This is a genomic window from Curtobacterium sp. RIT-PI-V (genome assembly GCF_025642935.1).
In the GTDB taxonomy this organism is placed as follows: domain Bacteria; phylum Actinomycetota; class Actinomycetes; order Actinomycetales; family Microbacteriaceae; genus Curtobacterium.
Genome location: NZ_JANZKM010000001.1, coordinates 180514 through 195944 on the forward strand (window position 1 = coordinate 180514; position 15431 = coordinate 195944).

The following is a 15431-nucleotide window of genomic DNA, read 5'->3' on the forward strand; positions in this document are numbered from 1 at the left end:
GTGCCAGTATCGACAGGTCCTGAGACGTCGGCGTCTCCGTCCGACCGTCTCGAAAGGCGCCGCCCCCATGTCGTTCTGGGCCCTCTTCCTCATCGCGCTCGGCGTCTCCGCAGACGCCTTCGCCGTCGCCCTCGGCAAGGGCCTGCACATGAAGCGCTTCGACGTGCGGCACGCCCTCGTCATCGCGCTGACGTTCGGTGCGTTCCAGGCGCTCATGCCCCTGCTCGGCTGGTTGCTCGGGTCGGCGTTCGCCCGCTCCATCGCGTCCTTCGACCACTGGATCGCGTTCGGGCTGCTCGCGCTGATCGGCGGCAAGATGCTGTGGGAGGCGTTCTCGAAGCACGAGGACACCGAGCAGGACACCGACCGCCTGCCGATCCGTGAGCTCCTGGTCCTGGCGGTCGCCACGAGCATCGACGCCCTCGCGGTCGGGGTCACGTTGGCGTTCCTGCCGGTGTCGATCGGCGGCGCGGTGCTGCTCATCGGTGTGACGACGGCGGTGCTGTCCTTCGCCGGCGTGGTCGTCGGGCGCCGTGTCGGCGCCCGGTTCGGCAAGCCGGCCGAGATCGCCGGCGGTGTGGTCCTCATCCTGATCGGCGTGAACATCGTGCTCGAGCACACGGGCGTCATCGGCTGAGGCCGCGGAACGGGCGCGATTCGTCAGATGTCGAGGACGCCGTCCACGGCGGCGTCACGCGCAGGGATGTCCCGGGTCGCGATGTCCTCCTCGAGGTACACCGTCACGTACGTCCAGTCCTCGACGTGGCCGGCCTCGTCGAACACCCGGTAGCGCCGACGGAGCCGCAGGTACGGCACGTCGCTGTGCTCGAACGACACGACCACCTCGGTCGCCGGCCACTCCCCCTCGACGACGACCTCGACGGCCCGGTAGCCGCTCGCCGCACGGCGGGGCTCCGGGTGCTCGCGGGTCCACAGGATCCCCGGTTCGGCCAGCGAATCGAACACCCCGACGAGTGCGGCGACCGCCTGCTCCTTCGTCGACTCGTCCGTGTCGTGCAGGGGCCACCGCGCGCCCTCGACCCCGGTGATGTCGAGCCGCTCGATCCACGGGGCGCGAGCCGCTTCGAGCCGTGCTTCATCGGCCTCCCACGACGACTCGTCCTCGTCGTCGACCACCGTTCGTGCCGGCAGGTCATCGGTGGTGATGGTGGTCGGCAGACCGTCGGAGAGGTCGACGTCGACCTCGCGGTACTGGTACGTGTACAGCAGCCCGCCCGTGGTGTCCGGGATCCGCCGGGGCCCGGTGGGCGCGTACCGGACGGTCAGCACCGAGCCCTCGCGACCGACGCCCTCGACCAGGTGGTCGACAGCGATCGTCGCGCGGGTGCCGTCCGGTCGCACGAGCACGAGGTCGGTCGCCGGGGTGGGCAGTGGCGGACCCGGGTCCGCGACGGGCTCCATCGACGGGACGAAGCCCTCGGACTCGTCACCGAAGCCGATGCTCCAGGTGTACGGGCCACCGTCGTCCTCGTCGTCGAGTAGTTCCGGGTCGTCGTGATCGTGCTCGGCGGCCGCCTCGGCCTCGACCGTCGCCGCCCACTCCTCCGGTGTCGGCCAGAACGGCTCGGCCGGCGCCCACGGCAGGGTCTCCGGGTCGACGCCGTCGAGCGGATCGTCGGCGTCGGAGTCGTCGGAGCCGTCGGCATCCGCATCGACGTCCACGTCCTCGTCCTCGTCGTCTCCGTCCCACATCGACGCGGGTCGTGGATCACTGATCCACAACCCGTCCACGTCGGCACCGAGCGGCTGGCGATCCCCGAGGTCGACCGCGGTCGTCACACCGGTCGGCGTGACGTGCACGGCGGACCGGGACACCGCGTCGCCACCGTCACCGTTCGACTCGTAGACGATCCACCCACCCTCGGTGGTCGCCAGGACGCGCACGCCGTCGACCGCACCGTCGGGCAACGGGGCGTCGGGCCACGTCACCCACCGCACGTCCTCGCCCGTGACGACCGCTGCGACCGGACGTGTCGCGTCCGGCACGATCGTCGCGTCGCCGACGGCGACGGCATCCGCGGGGTCGAGGAAGCTGCTCATGCTGCGACCGTACTGCAGCCGTGTGGCCGGGCCGAGAACGGACGGGAGGCGCGCGGCGGGCCCGCACCGCGCCTCCCGTCCGCCTGCTGCTGGTCCACCGGCCGCACACGCCTCCGCCACCCGGCGCATGATGGCCACATGTCCCGCATCCTCGTCACCGGCTCGACCGACGGCCTCGGGCGGGCGACCGCCGACACCCTGCTCCGCGACGGGCACGACGTCGTCGTGCACGCCCGGAGCACGGCACGTGCGGAGGCGATCGCCGACCTGCTCGACCGTGGCGCCACCCTCGTCGTCGCCGACCTGTCCGACCGCGACGCCGTGATCGCCGCCGCGCGCGACCTCGACGCCGGCGACCCGATCGACGCGGTCGTGCACAACGCCGGCCTGATCTCCGGCCGTGCGCTGATCCCGGTCAACGTCGTCGCCCCGTACCTGTTCACCGCGCTGCTCCACGCGCCGACTCGGCACGTGTACCTGAGCAGTGGGATGCACCGCGGCGGCCGCCCCCGACTGGACGGCGTCGACTGGGACGGCACCGCGGAAACGAACACGTACTCGGACACCAAGCTCTTCGTGACCGCGCTCGCCGCCGAGGTGGCAGGGCGCCGGCCCGGCGTCCTGAGCAACGCCGTCGATCCGGGCTGGGTGCCGACCAAGATGGGCGGCGCGGGGGCGTCGGACGACCTCGAGCTCGGGCACCGCACGCAGGAGGCCCTCGTGACCGACCCCGACGCAACCGTCAGCGGCGGTTACTGGTTTCACGGAGAGCGGCACGAGCCGCACCAGGCGGTCGCTGACCCGCAGTTCCGCCGCCAGCTCGTCGACGCCCTGGCAGCGGCGACGGGCATCACCCTCTGAAGCAGGACTGGAGCAGCATGTCGACGGTCAGGGTCCACAACTTCGCGATCTCGCTCGACGGGTACGGCGCCGGAGCCGACCAGTCGGTCGACCGGCCGTTCGGGCACGCCGACGGTCGACTCATGGGGTGGTTCGCCGCCACCGCGACCTTCCGCGCGATGCAGGGGGCGTCCGGCGGGACCACCGATGTCGACGACGAGTTCGCCCGCGCCTGGGGACCGGAAATCGGTGTCGAGATCATGGGGCGGAACAAGTTCGGACCCCAGCGCGGACCGTGGCCCGATGATGGCTGGACCGGGTGGTGGGGCGACGAACCGCCGTTCCACACGCCCGTGTTCGTGCTCACGCACCATCCGCGCGAGCCCCTCGAGATGGCGGGCGGGACGACCTTCCACTTCGTCGACGCGACCCCGGCGGAGGCGCTCGCGCTCGCCCGCCAGGTCGCACCGGGCCGGGACGTCCGGATCGGTGGCGGGGTCGAGACCGTCCGCGAGTTCCTGCAGGCCGATCTGGTCGACCACATGCACCTGGTCGAGGTGCCGATCGTGCTCGGCCGGGGCGAGCGGCTCTGGGACGGACTCGAGGGGATCGAGGAGCGCTTCGCCGTCGAGACGGTCGCGTCGCCGTCGGCGGTCGTGCACCGCACGTTCACGCGGGTGGCGCGCTGATCGCACGGGCCGGCGGACGAACCTGAGCCGTCGTGTCGGCCGGGGACTACCGTCGACCGCAGGTGACCCAGGCCCCCGGCTGCCGGCACGATCCCTTCGTCCGATGCCGACCGGAAACGCCATGTCCTCCTCGCAGACCGATCTCCCACACCAGCACGACCCGACGAGCTGGACCGCGCTCGAAGTCGGCCGGTGGGAAGCCCGCTCCGGCCGGTCCCACATCGGGACCGTCGTCTTCACGAACCGGTACGAGGTCCGTGGGTGGTCGGGCGAGGTCTTCGGCGACCACACGAGCCTGGAGAGTGCGAAGGCACAGGTCGAGGCGACGGCGCGGTGGAGCCTCGGTGAGCGACCGTGGTCACCCGACGGAGTCGACTGATCAGTCCATCGCGTCGTCGTAGATCCCGATCAGGCGGTCCAGGAACGCCTGCACCGTGGCGCGTTCACTGTCGTCCATGTCGGCGACGACGTCCTCGATCCCCTCGATCAGTGGCAGCACCAGGTCGTACGCACGGTCGGAGGACCGCTCGGCCGCGGTGACGACGAGCTTGCGGCCGTCGCTGGGGTGCCGCTCGCGCGTGACGTGGCCGGCGGACTCGAGTCGGTTGAGCACGAGGGTCATCGCTGCGGTGGAGATCTCCAGTCGCCGCGCGAGCTCGGTCGGGGTGGACTGGCCGTGGCTGATGAGGTGGTCCATCGCCTCGAGCCCGGCCGCGTCGACGTCGAGCGCCCGGGCGAGGTGTCGCTCGAACCGCTGCTGGCGGACCCCGACCTGTTGGACCCGAGCGCGGATGTCGTCGTCGGGCAGCGGTCGTCCGTCACGGCGGGCCGCTTCGCGGTCGCGTCGGTCGTCGCGGTCGCTCCGGGCGTCGCGGTCTCGTCGTCCGTCGGTGGGCGCTGTCGGTTCGTCGTGCGGCACGAGGTCGATGGTAGTCGTGTACATTGCCAATCTCATTGGTAATCAAGATTCGAGGCAACATGTCGACCGACCGCAAACGCGTCCTCATCTCCGGTGCGAGCATCGCCGGGCCCGCCCTGGCGTACTGGTTGCACCGCTACGGCTACGAGACGACGATCGTCGAGCGCGCCCCCGAGCTCCGGACCGGCGGCCAGAACGTCGACGTGCGGGGCGCCGGGCGCGAGGTGTCGCGGCGGATGGGCATCGAGGACGACATCCGTGCCGCCACGACGAGTGAGGTCGGCACGCGGTTCATCGGCCGCTCCGGTTCGGTCATCGCGGAGTTCCCGGCGGGCACCACGGATTCGGGCGGCGCCACCGCGGAGCTCGAGATCCTGCGCGGTGACCTGGCGCAACTGCTGGTCAGCCGGACCACCGACACCACCGAGTACCGGTTCGGCGACCGCATCACCGGCATCGCGGACAACGACGGCGGCGCCGGCGACGGCGTGACCGTGCAGTTCGAGCACGCCGCGGACGAGCGGTTCGACCTGGTGGTGGCAGCAGACGGCATCGGGTCGAGCACCAGGCGTCTGGTCTTCGGCGACGGGCCCGAGATCCGGTCCCTCGGCCTCGAGACGTCCTACGCGACGATCCCCCGGACCGACGCGGACGACGACTGGTGGCGCTGGTACAACGCGCCAGGTGGGCGGTCCGTCACGCTCCGGCCGGACCCGCACGGCACGATCCGCGCGACGCTGTCGTTCGTGACCGACCGGACGCGGGAGCGCGCCGGCTCCGAACGACGGACGATCGAGGAACAGCGCCGACGCCTGCGCACCGTGTTCGCGGACGCCGGGTGGGAGGCGGGTCGTGTGCTCGAGGGCATCGACGCCGCCGGCGACCTGTACTCCGAGTCGATCGGGCAGGTCCGTGCGCCGCGGTGGTCCGAGGGTCGGGTCGCGCTCGTGGGCGACGCCGCCTACTGCGCCTCACCGGTCAGTGGCATGGGCACGAGTCTGTCGCTCACCGGGGCGTACGTGTTGGCCGGTGAACTCGCCGCCCACGTCGACCACCGCGACGCCTTCCGTGGCTACGAGCGCATCATGCGGCCGTACGTCGCGCAGGCGCAGCAGCTCCCGCCAGGGGTCCCGCGGGTCGCGAACCCGAAGAGCCGACTCGGGATCGCTGCGTTCGGTGCTGCGGTCCGGGTCGCCTCGACGCCGTTCATCGGTCGGCTCGGCGATCGGTTCTTCACACCTCCGGCGGACGCCATCGACCTGCCGGACTACGCGCACCTGGAGTAGCGCTCCGATCGCCGCGCGATCCGCGTCGCGGATCGGACCGTCAGGAGCCTGACCGGGCCGACTGCGGCTGGTGGACGGTCGACGTGAGGGACGGGAGGCCCGTGGCGGACCCGCCACGGGCCTCCCGTCCGTCCCGCACCACGTCTCAGGCCGCGACCGCTCCGTCTGCCGGCTCGCGCAGCGCCGGGCAGTGCTCGGCAGTCGGGTGCTCGCTGATGGCGATGACCTCGTCGAGCCGGCCGCGCGCGGCCTCGAGCTCCGCCATCTGCGCCGTGATCCGGTCGCGCTCGGCGACGAGCAGCGCGAACGACTCCGGCGTCGCGTGCCCGCTGTCCACGCACGGCAACAGCTGCACGATGGTGCGGCTCGGCAGACCGGCGGCGAACAGCTGCTGCACGAGCTGCACGCGTTCGACCGCCGGGGTGTCGTAGACGCGCTGCCCGCTGGTGGTCCGCGACGCCGTGAGCAGTCCTTGCTCTTCGTAGTAGCGCAGTGAGCGCACGCTGGCGCCCGTCTCTGCGGCGAGGTCGCCGATCCGCATGCGGTCTCCGATCCGGGGCTTGCCCCTGACATGGATGTGAGGTCTTAGCGTAACCGAGCCGCTGCGGGAGACACCCGCGCGGCAGGAGGAGACACCATGGACATCGCTGGATCGGTCGCACTCGTCACGGGCTCGAACCGGGGAATCGGACGCCGCTTCGCCCTGCAGCTGCTGGAGCGCGGCGCCACCAAGGTCTACGCGACCGCACGCCGACCCGAGCTCGTGGACATCGAGGGCGTCGTGGCGCTGCCGCTCGACATCACCGACCAGGCGTCGGTCGAGGCGGCGGCCGCAGCCGCCGGCGACGTCACCCTGCTCGTGAACAACGCGGGCATCTCGACGACGGGCTCGCTGCTCACCGACGACCTGACCGATGCACGCCGCGAGATGGACACGCACTACTGGCGGAACCTCGCGATGATCCGGGCGTTCGCGCCGGTGATCGAGCGGAACGGCGGCGGCGGCATCGTGAACGTCCTGTCCGCACTGTCCTGGTTCGTCTACCCGGGTTCCGGCGCGTACGCGGCGGCGAAGGCCGCCGAGTGGAACCTGACGAACGCGGTGCGGCTGGAGCTCGCGGGCAAGGGGATCAGCGTGCAGGGGCTGCACCTCGGCGCAGCGGACACCGACATGATGGACGGCTACGAGGGGCCGAAGGTCGACCCGGCCGACGTGGCGCGGGCCGCGCTGGACGGCGTCGAGCGGGGGGCGGCCGAGGTCGTCGTCGACGAGTGGAGCCGCGGGGTGAAGGCGTCGCTGTCGCAGGACCCGTCGGCGTTCTACGCGCAGTTCGCCTGAGTGGCGTGGTGCCGGGGCGTGGTGGAGCCCCGGCGCCGGGTCGCGGCTGGGAGTGCGCACATCCGCGGGCCCCAGACTGGCGCTCGGTGTCGCCGTACCGAGTCCGAGATCCTCTCGAGCTCCCGCGGGGAGCCGCCGAGGGAGTCATCATGACGGATCAGTCCGAGGCGGCCTCGACGCCGCTCGCGCTCACGAGTGTGGTGGCCTCCGGCCTGCCCACCGAGCTCGGCAAGCCCACGGCGGCGGCGAAGTACGACGACGTCCCCGCGGAGCAGAGCCACTCCGCGCCGGAGCCGCCGCGCGTCAGCGCGGTCTGACCGTGACCGCGCGACTCGGCGTACCCGGCGGGCGACGCCCGCGGGGCACTGCGCTAGCGTTGCAGCACGCGGGGACCGGATCAGCCCCGCCCACACGGACCCGGACGGTTTCCTCGCGATGAACGACTTCACGACGGCAGTCTCCGCACTGCAGGGCGCACCCGACGGCACCGACATGTGCCCGCCGTTCCTGACGACGCTGCCCGTGACCGGGGTCGGCATCTCCACCCTCGGCAACCCACTCGGGTCGGCGACGGTGTGCGCGAGCGATGCGCGCGCCGAGCGGATCGACGAGATCCAGTTCGACCTCGGGGAGGGACCCTGCTGGGAGGCCCTCACCAACCACCGGCCCGTGCTCGAGCCGGACCTGTCCCGCACCCTGAACCCGGCGTGGCCTGTCGCGCGCGAGGAACTCCTGCGGGCAGGGGTCGGCGCCGTCTTCTCGTTCCCGATGCGCATCGGGACGATCCCGGTCGGGGCGGTCGACCTGTCCGTGGACCGCGAACGCACCCTGACCGTGGGACAGATCCGCGGCGCGGTGGAGCTCACCGAGGTCGCGGCCCGTCGGGTGCTCCGTGATGCGCTGCTCGCCGCGGCCGCAGACGGCCGCGCCGACATGGACACGAGCCGTTACTCCCGACGAGAGGTGCACCAGGCGACCGGCATGGTCGCAGCACAGCTCGGGGTGGACGTCACCGACGCCCTCCTCGTGCTGCAGGCGCACGCCTTCGCCACCGAACGCACCGTCCGCGACGTCTCGAACGACGTCATCGCTCGCCGCATCGACCTCGCCCGGCCGTACGGTTCCGAGAACTGAGGAGCACGCACCATGGCACCGACCCGCGAGCATCGACTCATCGACACCTTCGTCAGGTTGACCGACACGCTCGTCGACGAGTACGACGTCGTCGACCTGCTGCAGAACCTGGTCGACAGCGTCGTCGACATCTTCGACGCCTCGGCGGCCGGCATCCTGCTCGCCAACCCGCGTCAGGAGCTCGAGGTCGTGGCGTCGACCAGTGAGCGGTCCAGCTTCGTCGGGCTCCTGCAGCTCGACGCCGGTGAGGGTCCGTGCGTGGAGTGCTTCGCCACCGGACGACCGGTGTCGGTCAGTGACCAGGCGGAGATGCACCGTCGGTGGCCGACGTTCGCCGCCGCGTCCGCCGAGTCGGGGTACGCGTCGGTGCACGCGATCCCGATGCGGCTGCGCGACACGACGCTCGGGTCGTTGAACCTGTTCCGCGAGACCGAGGGCGAGCTGAACCACGACGACGCGCTGGCCGCGCAGGCCCTGACCGACGTCGCGACCATCAGCATCCTGCAGCAACGGACCCTGGAACACGCGGCCCTGACGCAGGCGCAGTTGCAGCGGGCCCTCGACAGCCGGGTCGTGATCGAGCAGGCCAAGGGGTTCGTGGCGTACACGCACTCGGTCGACACCGAGGCGGCGTTCGAACTGCTGCGGCAGTACGCGCGGTCGAACCAGGAGCGCCTCGCCGACGTCGCCCGAGCGATCGTCGAACGCCGTCTGGTCCTCCCCGCCTGATCCCGTGTGTCCCCGGTCCGGGCCGGCGTACGATCACCAGCAAGTCGTAGCCCCGGACCCCGGTTGCAGCCGCAGCACTGGATCCAGGAGGAAACCATGGGCGACGAACTGGTCGTACCGACAGGCTACCGGAAGACCGAACGCCGGTCACCCCGCAGCGACACCACCTCGACGTACACCGCGCTGCTGGCGCAGGTCCGTTCCGCCGGGCTGCTCGGACGCCGTACGGGCTGGTACTGGGGCCTCATCGCCGTGCTCGCCGTGCTGCTCGGCGTCACGGGCGGGGCGTTCGCCGTGCTCGGCGGCTCCTGGTACCAGCTGATCGTGGCCGGCGTGCTGGGCGCACTGTTCACGCAGTTCGCGTTCCTGTCGCACGAGGCCGCCCACCGACAGGTGTTCGCGTCGCACCACTGGAACGACCGAGCGGCCCGGTACGCGGGCACGTTCCTGACCGGCATCAGCTACGCGTGGTGGATGAACAAGCACACCCGCCACCACGCCAACCCGAACACCGTCGGCAAGGACCCCGACATCTCGTTCGACGCGATCTCGTTCCGGCCCGAGGACGCTGCCAGGCGAACCGGGTTCCTGCGCGTGCTCGTCCGCGTGCAGGGGTACGCGTTCTTCCCGATGCTCCTGGTCGAGGGTGTGAACCTGCACTGGCAGTCGATCCGCACGTACACCAGCCGCGGCCCGGTGAAGCGGCGGTGGGCCGAGGGATCCGTCTTCGTCGGGCGGTTCGTGCTCTACCTGGGCGTCGTGTTCTGGTGCCTGCCGGTCGGCATGGCCTTCGCGTTCCTCGGCGTGCAGCTCGCCGTGTTCGGGTTCCTCATGGGCATCGCGTTCGCACCGAACCACAAGGGCATGCCCGTCATCGAACCCGGCCGCCGCGTGGACTTCTTCTCGCGCCAGGTCCTGACCTCGCGCGACATCGGGGGCGGCGCGTGGGTCGAGTACTTCATGGGTGGGCTGAACCACCAGGTGGAGCACCACCTGTTCCCGAGCATGGCGCGCCCGAACCTGCGCGCGGCCCGGGACATGGTCCGCAGGTACTGCGCCGACCAGGGCGTGCCGTACACCGAGACCACCCTGGTGCACTCCTACGTCATCGTGGTCCGCTACCTCAACGAGGTCGGTCTGGCGGCGCGCGACCCGTTCGCGTGTCCGATGGTCGAACGGCTGCGCTGACCCACCGCGACGGCGGAGCCCGGCCTGTCCTGTTGGCGCAGCCCTGGACCTGACGGGTACCCATCGGCGAGCATGGACCCGATCAGGGACGGCGGGCACAGGTGCTCGCCGCGGGAAGGGCAACCATGCGTCCTGTCAGGAACACGCTCACCACCGGGGCGGTCATCGCACTCGTCGTCGGCCTCACCGCCACGGCGGCACCCGCGCAGGCGGCGGCGCCGAGCGCGTCGGCGGCCGGCAGCCGTTGCGCCGCGGGGACGCTCTCGGTGCAGACGCTCCGGACGGGGTGCACGGTGGCGTCCGGCACGGTCGTGTTGCCGGACGGCCGCACGTTCGCCGTGCCGGCCCCCGGTGAGAGCGTGATGGCGAGCAGCTCCGCGGCGCCGGGTGCTCCCGAGCTGGCGGAGGTCGTCATCGCGAACACCGGTACCGGGGGTGTCGCGGTCCGCATCGACGAGGCGTGGAGCGGTTCGGCACCGGCGGTGCGCCGCGAACAGGCGAGGAGCGCAGCAGCCAGCGCCGCAGCGCCGAGCGCCACGACCGCGGCCACCACCAAGTGCACCAGCACGGCCAACGCACGGAACGGGTACCGCTGGTCGACCACCGTGAAGTGGTACTACAACGAGTCCGGCCAGAAGTCGTCGTACGCCAAGGACGCCCTGCGCAAGGCGGCGAACACCTGGACCGGCACGATCACGTCGTGCGGCCGCACCGTGACCTCGTCGGCGCGGAACTCCTACGTCCGCCTCGCGACCCAGGCCCCTGGACTGACCGACAAGGGCGGCTGCACGGCGAGCAACGGCTACAGCGTCGTCGGCTGGGGCAAGCTGCCCGCCGGCACCCTCGGAGTGACGTGCGTCTGGTACGACGGCAACGGCATCGCGAAGGAGTCCGACCAGCGGTACGCCACGAGCTACAACTGGAGCTCGACGGCGACCTGTTCGGGCACCCGGTTCGACACCCAGGCCGTCGCCACCCACGAGTGGGGACACCTGTACGGACTCGGCCACGTGCAGACCGGCACCGATCAGGTCATGGAGCCGTCCGGCGGGTACTGCGACACCGGTTCACGCACGCTCGGGTTCGGCGACATGACCGGCATCGCGGCGATCTACTGAGGCGCGGCTGCTCGCTGCGGCCCGTCGTCAGACCGCGTCGGCGCGCAGGAAGTCCGCGATCGGGGTCGAGCCCGAGTTGAACCGGATGGTGTTGCCGGCCGTGCCCGGGTTCTCGAGCACGTCGGCGATCACGTGCGCGACGTCGCCGCGCGGCACGTCGCTCGACGAGCCCGCCCAGTCGACCGAGCCGGTGGCGTCGTCGTCCGTCAGGGTGCTCGGTGCCACGATGGTCCACTGCAGACCGGAGTCGCGCACCACGGCGTCGGCGATCGCCTTCGACTGGGCGTAGGCGAAGAAGTCGTCGTCCTGCGGCACCCCGTGGTCGAGCTGCGACCCGGACCACGACACCATCACGTAGCGGTCGACCCCGGCCTGTTTCGCACCCTGCACCGACAGGATCGCGGCGTCGCGGTCGATCGCCCACGTGCGGTCGACCGAGCCGCCGCCGGCACCGGCGGACCAGACGACGGCGTCGTGACCGTGGACGAGCTCCGCGAAGTCGGTCAGGGACTGCTGCTGGATGTCCGCGACCAACGGCTCACCGCCGTGGGCACGGATCTCGTCGGACTGGTCCGCGTCGCGGATGACCGAGGTGACCGAGTGGCCGCGGTCGCTGAGGATGCGGGTGGTGAGGAGTGCGACCTTGCCGTGGCCGCCGAAGACGATGACGTTGCTCATGCGCCGGACGCTACTCGGGCCGGCTCAGTACCCGCAGTCCGTGAGGACCCTCGGAGCGCTCGCGGCCCGCGTGCGTACGGTCGGACTTGATCACGACTGGAGACACGATGAGCACGCAGCACGAGCAGCACACCCTGGTCCGCACCCTGGTGCTCGGCATCCTGAGCGGTGGCCGCAGCGCCACCCCACTCGCGGTGCTGGCGCTGAACCACGACCGGTCCTCGCTGAAGGGGTCGTGGCAGGACTGGAAGGTCTTCAGCACCCCGCTCGGCCGCGGACTCCTCGTCGCCTCGGCCGTCGGTGAACTCATCGGTGACAAGTTGCCGATGACCCCGAACCGCATCTCCCCCGCCGGCCTGATCGGCCGCATCGGGTCCGGTGCGCTCGTCGGCGCAGCGCTCGGCACGACCGGCAAGCGCGACCTGCGCATCGAGGGCGCGATCCTCGGTGGCGTCGGTGCGATCGTCGGGTCGTTCGTCGGCTGGGGTGCCCGCAAGCTCGTCGGCGCCACCACCCGCCTGCCCGACCCGGTCGTGGCGCTCGCCGAGGACGCCGCGACCATCGCCGGCTCCGTGAAGGTCATCACCGCCGACTGATGCGCATCGTCGTCATCGGAGCCACCGGCCACATCGGCACGTTCCTCGTCCCCCGCCTCGTCCGCGCCGGCCACGAGGTCGTCGCCGTCAGTCGCGGCACCAGCACCCCCTACGCCGACTCCCCCGAGTGGCAGCAGGTCGAACGCGTCACCGCGGACCGCGAGCAGGAGGACCGCGACGGCACGTTCGGAGCGCGGATCGCCGAGCTCGGCGCCGACGCCGTCGTCGACCTCGTCTGCTTCACCGTCCCGTCCGCCGAAGCCCTGGTCGCAGCCCTGCGCGGGTCCGGCTCGCACCTCGTGCACTGCGGCTCGATCTGGCGCGCGGGTGCATCCCGTGTCCTGCCGATCACCGAGGACGACTTCACGCCGCCCTTCGGCGACTACGGCGTCCAGAAGGACGCGATCGCCCGCATGCTCGAAGAAGAAACCGCGTCAGGGGGTTTTGTGACGTCGACGCTGCACCCCGGTCACATCAGCGGTCCGGGCTGGATGCCGATCGGTCCGCTCGGCAACCTCGACCCGTCGGTACTGACGAGGCTGTCCGCCGGCGAGGCGATCGAGGTCCCCGGTCTCGGCGCCGAGACCATGGCCCACGTGCACGCGGACGACGTCGCGCAGGCCTTCCAACTCGCCGTCGAACACCGCGAGGCGGCGGCCGGCGAGGACTTCTTCATCACGGCCCCGACGGCGCTCACCGCGCGTGGGTACGCCCACCTGGCAGCGTCGTGGTTCGGCCAGGAGGCCCGGCTCGACCCCGTCAGCTGGAACCGGTTCCGTGAGACCACGACTCCAGAGCACGCTGGCGCGAGCTGGGAGCACCTGTCACGCAGCCAGGTGTTCAGCGTCGAGAAGGCCCGCCGTCTGCTCGGTTACGCGCCCGGGTTCACCGCCGAACAGACGGTGCTCGACGCCGTCCGCTGGCAGGTCGAGCACGACCAGCTCGAGGTCGCCGGCCCCCTCGTCGTCTGAGGGAGGTACGGTCCTCCCCCCTTTCACCGTGGGCGACCGGCCTAGCGTGGCAGCCGTGCCCGGCGAGAGCCGCGGGCACGGAGAGGAAACCATGGAGTACCGCCAGCTCGGACGCACCGGCGTCGAGGTGAGCCCGCTCGCTCTGGGCACCATGATGTTCGGTCCGTGGGCGAACGCCGACGTCGACGACTCGATCCGGATCATCCACCGCGCCCTCGACGCGGGCATCAACTTCGTCGACACCGCCGACGCCTACTCGGACGGCGTCTCCGAGGAGATCGTCGGCAAGGCCATCAAGGACCGCCGTGACGACGTCGTGCTCGCCACCAAGTTCTTCATGCCGATGGGCCAGGGCCCGAACCGCTCCGGGGGCTCGCGCCGCTGGATCATGCAGGAGGTCGAGAACTCCCTGCGCCGCCTCGGCACCGACCACATCGACCTGTACCAGGTGCATCGTCCGTCCCCGACGACGGACGTCGAGGAGACCCTGGGCGCCCTGACCGACCTGGTCCGCCAGGGCAAGGTCCGGAACATCGGATCGTCGTCGTACTCGGGCGCCGAGATCGTCGAGGCCCAGTGGACCTCGGAGCGCCGTGGCCTGGAGCGATTCCGCACCGAGCAGCCGCCGTACTCGATCCTGGTGCGCGGCATCGAGGAGGACGTCCTGCCGACCACGCAGCGCTACGGCATGGGCACCCTCGTCTACAGCCCGCTCGCCGGCGGCTGGCTCAGCGGCCGCTGGCGCAAGGACGCTCCCGGGACCCCGACGGCGAAGCACCGCCCCGCGGCCCGGTTCGACATGTCGACGCCCGCGAACCAGCGGAAGCTCGACATCGTCGAGGAACTCGCACTCCTGGCCGAGTCGCAGGACATGTCCCTCATCGAGATGTCGCTGGCGTGGGTGATCCGGCACCCCGGCGTCACGAGCGCGATCATCGGCCCGCGCACCATGGAGCAGCTCGAGTCGCAGCTCCCCGCCGCCGACCGCGTGCTCAGCGACGAGGTCCTGGACCGCATCGACGAGCTCGTCGCACCGGGCGTCGCGATCAACCCCGATGACAACAGCTACGGGCAGCACACCCTGGTGCCCGGCGCACGTCGCCGGTGAGCGGGCGGACGGTCCTCGTCGTCGGGGCGACCGGCAGCGTCGGTCGCCTCGTCGTCGCGGAGTCGGTGCGCCAGGGGCACACCACCCGTGCCCTCGTGCGTGATGGGGCGCGGGCCGGTCGGCTCGACCCGGCCGCCGAGGTCGTCGTCGGCGACCTCACCCGCGCGGACTCGCTCCGCGACGCGGTGGCAGGCATCGACGCCGTGGTGTTCACCCACGGTGCGGCCTACGGCAGCGACGACGCCGAGGCGGTCGACTACGGCGCGGTCCGGAACGTCCTGACCGCGCTCGACGGTCGCCCGGTGCGCATCGCGCTGATGACGAGCATCGGCGTCACGCGACGCGGTACGACGCACGACTGGGAGCGCCGTGGCGAACGACTCGTCCGCGCCTCCGGCAACGCGTACACGATCGTCCGGCCGTCGTGGTTCGACATGAACGGCCCGGACCAGCTCGAGGTCACGTTCCTGCAGGGCGACACCCGTCACGCGGGCAGCCCTGCGGACGGGGTGATCGCCCGGCGGCAGATCGCGCGGGTCCTGGTCGACGCCCTGACCACGGAGACCGCTGTCGGCCGGACGCTCGAACTCGTCGCCGAGCGCGGTCCGGAGCAGGCCGACCTCGGGCCGGTGTTCGCGGCGCTCGACCCGGACACGGGTGTCGACGGCATCCGCGACCGGGAGAACCAGCCGCTCGACGCGGAACCCGCGGCGGTCTGTCAGGACCTTGCGGACGCACGCGGCTGACCGAGACGCGACCGACTGACGGACGGGAG

At 71.5% G+C, this 15431-nt stretch carries 19 protein-coding genes; 15 read left to right on the top strand and 4 right to left on the bottom strand.

Features of this window, described 5'->3' with window-relative positions; all coding sequences use genetic code 11:
* Positions 1-67: 67 nt before the first annotated feature.
* Complete coding sequence (locus OGL88_RS00915; protein WP_263055341.1) at positions 68-637, top strand: manganese efflux pump MntP; 570 nt, start codon at positions 68-70, stop codon at positions 635-637.
* Positions 638-660: 23 nt separating this feature from the next.
* Here OGL88_RS00915 and OGL88_RS00920 read toward each other — a convergent pair whose 3' ends face one another.
* Positions 661-2061 (bottom strand): hypothetical protein, encoded by a 1401-nt coding sequence (locus OGL88_RS00920; protein ID WP_263055340.1) that lies wholly within the window; start codon positions 2059-2061, stop codon positions 661-663.
* A 138-nt stretch (positions 2062-2199) separates the two neighbouring features.
* Here OGL88_RS00920 and OGL88_RS00925 point away from each other — a divergent pair, with 138 nt between their 5' ends.
* The 3 genes from OGL88_RS00925 to OGL88_RS00935 all read left to right on the top strand — a co-directional run bounded on the left by OGL88_RS00925 (position 2200) and on the right by OGL88_RS00935 (position 3969).
* Positions 2200-2922, top strand: a complete 723-nt coding sequence (locus OGL88_RS00925; RefSeq protein WP_263055339.1) for an SDR family NAD(P)-dependent oxidoreductase — start codon at positions 2200-2202, stop codon at positions 2920-2922.
* Positions 2923-2939: 17 nt separating this feature from the next.
* Positions 2940-3590 (top strand): dihydrofolate reductase family protein, encoded by a 651-nt coding sequence (locus OGL88_RS00930; protein WP_263055338.1) that lies wholly within the window; start codon positions 2940-2942, stop codon positions 3588-3590.
* Positions 3591-3711: 121 nt separating this feature from the next.
* Complete coding sequence (locus OGL88_RS00935; RefSeq protein ID WP_263055337.1) at positions 3712-3969, top strand: hypothetical protein; 258 nt, start codon at positions 3712-3714, stop codon at positions 3967-3969.
* Here OGL88_RS00935 and OGL88_RS00940 read toward each other — a convergent pair whose 3' ends face one another.
* Complete coding sequence (locus OGL88_RS00940; RefSeq protein ID WP_263055336.1) at positions 3970-4533, bottom strand: MarR family winged helix-turn-helix transcriptional regulator; 564 nt, start codon at positions 4531-4533, stop codon at positions 3970-3972.
* 35 nt (positions 4534-4568) lie between these two features.
* Between OGL88_RS00940 and OGL88_RS00945 the strand changes: the two genes are divergently transcribed.
* Positions 4569-5795 carry an FAD-dependent monooxygenase gene (locus OGL88_RS00945; protein ID WP_263055335.1) on the top strand — a complete coding sequence of 409 codons (1227 nt, stop codon included), beginning with the start codon at positions 4569-4571 and terminating at the stop codon, positions 5793-5795.
* 145 nt (positions 5796-5940) lie between these two features.
* Here OGL88_RS00945 and OGL88_RS00950 read toward each other — a convergent pair whose 3' ends face one another.
* On the bottom strand, positions 5941-6336 hold the full coding sequence (locus OGL88_RS00950; protein ID WP_131877865.1) for a MerR family transcriptional regulator: 396 nt from the start codon (positions 6334-6336) through the stop codon (positions 5941-5943).
* A 96-nt stretch (positions 6337-6432) separates the two neighbouring features.
* Here OGL88_RS00950 and OGL88_RS00955 point away from each other — a divergent pair, with 96 nt between their 5' ends.
* The 6 genes from OGL88_RS00955 (at position 6433) to OGL88_RS00980 (ending at position 11303) form a co-directional block, all read left to right on the top strand.
* Entirely contained in the window at positions 6433-7134 is a 702-nt protein-coding gene (locus tag OGL88_RS00955) for an SDR family oxidoreductase (RefSeq protein ID WP_263055334.1), read from the top strand.
* A 149-nt stretch (positions 7135-7283) separates the two neighbouring features.
* A complete protein-coding gene (locus OGL88_RS00960) occupies positions 7284-7451 on the top strand; it encodes a hypothetical protein (RefSeq protein ID WP_263055333.1) in 168 nt (55 codons plus the stop codon).
* A gap of 118 nt (positions 7452-7569) precedes the next feature.
* Positions 7570-8268 carry a GAF and ANTAR domain-containing protein gene (locus OGL88_RS00965; protein ID WP_263055332.1) on the top strand — a complete coding sequence of 233 codons (699 nt, stop codon included), beginning with the start codon at positions 7570-7572 and terminating at the stop codon, positions 8266-8268.
* Positions 8269-8280: 12 nt separating this feature from the next.
* The gene (locus OGL88_RS00970) at positions 8281-8997 is read left to right on the top strand and encodes a GAF and ANTAR domain-containing protein (protein WP_263055331.1); all 717 of its coding nucleotides are present in this window, start codon (positions 8281-8283) and stop codon (positions 8995-8997) included.
* Positions 8998-9093: 96 nt separating this feature from the next.
* On the top strand, positions 9094-10185 hold the full coding sequence (locus tag OGL88_RS00975) for a fatty acid desaturase family protein (RefSeq protein ID WP_263055330.1): 1092 nt from the start codon (positions 9094-9096) through the stop codon (positions 10183-10185).
* A gap of 125 nt (positions 10186-10310) precedes the next feature.
* Positions 10311-11303: a matrixin family metalloprotease gene (locus OGL88_RS00980; RefSeq protein WP_263055329.1), complete on the top strand. Its 993-nt coding sequence runs from the start codon at positions 10311-10313 to the stop codon at positions 11301-11303.
* Between the two features lie 27 nt (positions 11304-11330).
* On the opposite strand, the gene OGL88_RS00985 is transcribed toward OGL88_RS00980, so the two are convergent.
* A complete protein-coding gene (locus tag OGL88_RS00985) occupies positions 11331-11981 on the bottom strand; it encodes an SDR family oxidoreductase (RefSeq protein WP_263055328.1) in 651 nt (216 codons plus the stop codon).
* Between the two features lie 107 nt (positions 11982-12088).
* Between OGL88_RS00985 and OGL88_RS00990 the strand changes: the two genes are divergently transcribed.
* The 4 genes from OGL88_RS00990 to OGL88_RS01005 all read left to right on the top strand — a co-directional run bounded on the left by OGL88_RS00990 (position 12089) and on the right by OGL88_RS01005 (position 15402).
* Positions 12089-12577: a DUF4126 family protein gene (locus OGL88_RS00990; protein ID WP_123671330.1), complete on the top strand. Its 489-nt coding sequence runs from the start codon at positions 12089-12091 to the stop codon at positions 12575-12577.
* On the top strand, positions 12577-13548 hold the full coding sequence (locus OGL88_RS00995) for an NAD-dependent epimerase/dehydratase family protein (protein ID WP_263055327.1): 972 nt from the start codon (positions 12577-12579) through the stop codon (positions 13546-13548). Before OGL88_RS00990 ends, OGL88_RS00995 begins: the two co-directional genes overlap by 1 nt.
* Positions 13549-13639: 91 nt before the next feature.
* Positions 13640-14656: an aldo/keto reductase gene (locus OGL88_RS01000; RefSeq protein ID WP_263055326.1), complete on the top strand. Its 1017-nt coding sequence runs from the start codon at positions 13640-13642 to the stop codon at positions 14654-14656.
* The gene (locus OGL88_RS01005; protein WP_263055325.1) at positions 14653-15402 is read left to right on the top strand and encodes an SDR family oxidoreductase; all 750 of its coding nucleotides are present in this window, start codon (positions 14653-14655) and stop codon (positions 15400-15402) included. Before OGL88_RS01000 ends, OGL88_RS01005 begins: the two co-directional genes overlap by 4 nt.
* The last annotated feature ends 29 nt before the right edge of the window (positions 15403-15431 follow it).

Coding starts and splice junctions, on each gene's coding strand:
- OGL88_RS00975 (WP_263055330.1), top strand. CDS start 9,094: ATGGGCGACGAACTGGTCGTACCGACAGGCTACCGGAAGACCGAACGC.
- OGL88_RS00925 (WP_263055339.1), top strand. CDS start 2,200: ATGTCCCGCATCCTCGTCACCGGCTCGACCGACGGCCTCGGGCGGGCG.
- OGL88_RS00955 (WP_263055334.1), top strand. CDS start 6,433: ATGGACATCGCTGGATCGGTCGCACTCGTCACGGGCTCGAACCGGGGA.
- OGL88_RS01000 (WP_263055326.1), top strand. CDS start 13,640: ATGGAGTACCGCCAGCTCGGACGCACCGGCGTCGAGGTGAGCCCGCTC.
- OGL88_RS00970 (WP_263055331.1), top strand. CDS start 8,281: ATGGCACCGACCCGCGAGCATCGACTCATCGACACCTTCGTCAGGTTG.
- OGL88_RS00940 (WP_263055336.1), bottom strand. CDS start 4,533: ATGTACACGACTACCATCGACCTCGTGCCGCACGACGAACCGACAGCG.
- OGL88_RS00980 (WP_263055329.1), top strand. CDS start 10,311: ATGCGTCCTGTCAGGAACACGCTCACCACCGGGGCGGTCATCGCACTC.
- OGL88_RS00945 (WP_263055335.1), top strand. CDS start 4,569: ATGTCGACCGACCGCAAACGCGTCCTCATCTCCGGTGCGAGCATCGCC.
- OGL88_RS00915 (WP_263055341.1), top strand. CDS start 68: ATGTCGTTCTGGGCCCTCTTCCTCATCGCGCTCGGCGTCTCCGCAGAC.
- OGL88_RS00950 (WP_131877865.1), bottom strand. CDS start 6,336: ATGCGGATCGGCGACCTCGCCGCAGAGACGGGCGCCAGCGTGCGCTCA.
- OGL88_RS00960 (WP_263055333.1), top strand. CDS start 7,284: ATGACGGATCAGTCCGAGGCGGCCTCGACGCCGCTCGCGCTCACGAGT.
- OGL88_RS00935 (WP_263055337.1), top strand. CDS start 3,712: ATGTCCTCCTCGCAGACCGATCTCCCACACCAGCACGACCCGACGAGC.
- OGL88_RS00985 (WP_263055328.1), bottom strand. CDS start 11,981: ATGAGCAACGTCATCGTCTTCGGCGGCCACGGCAAGGTCGCACTCCTC.
- OGL88_RS00930 (WP_263055338.1), top strand. CDS start 2,940: ATGTCGACGGTCAGGGTCCACAACTTCGCGATCTCGCTCGACGGGTAC.
- OGL88_RS00990 (WP_123671330.1), top strand. CDS start 12,089: ATGAGCACGCAGCACGAGCAGCACACCCTGGTCCGCACCCTGGTGCTC.
- OGL88_RS00920 (WP_263055340.1), bottom strand. CDS start 2,061: ATGAGCAGCTTCCTCGACCCCGCGGATGCCGTCGCCGTCGGCGACGCG.
- OGL88_RS00965 (WP_263055332.1), top strand. CDS start 7,570: ATGAACGACTTCACGACGGCAGTCTCCGCACTGCAGGGCGCACCCGAC.
- OGL88_RS00995 (WP_263055327.1), top strand. CDS start 12,577: ATGCGCATCGTCGTCATCGGAGCCACCGGCCACATCGGCACGTTCCTC.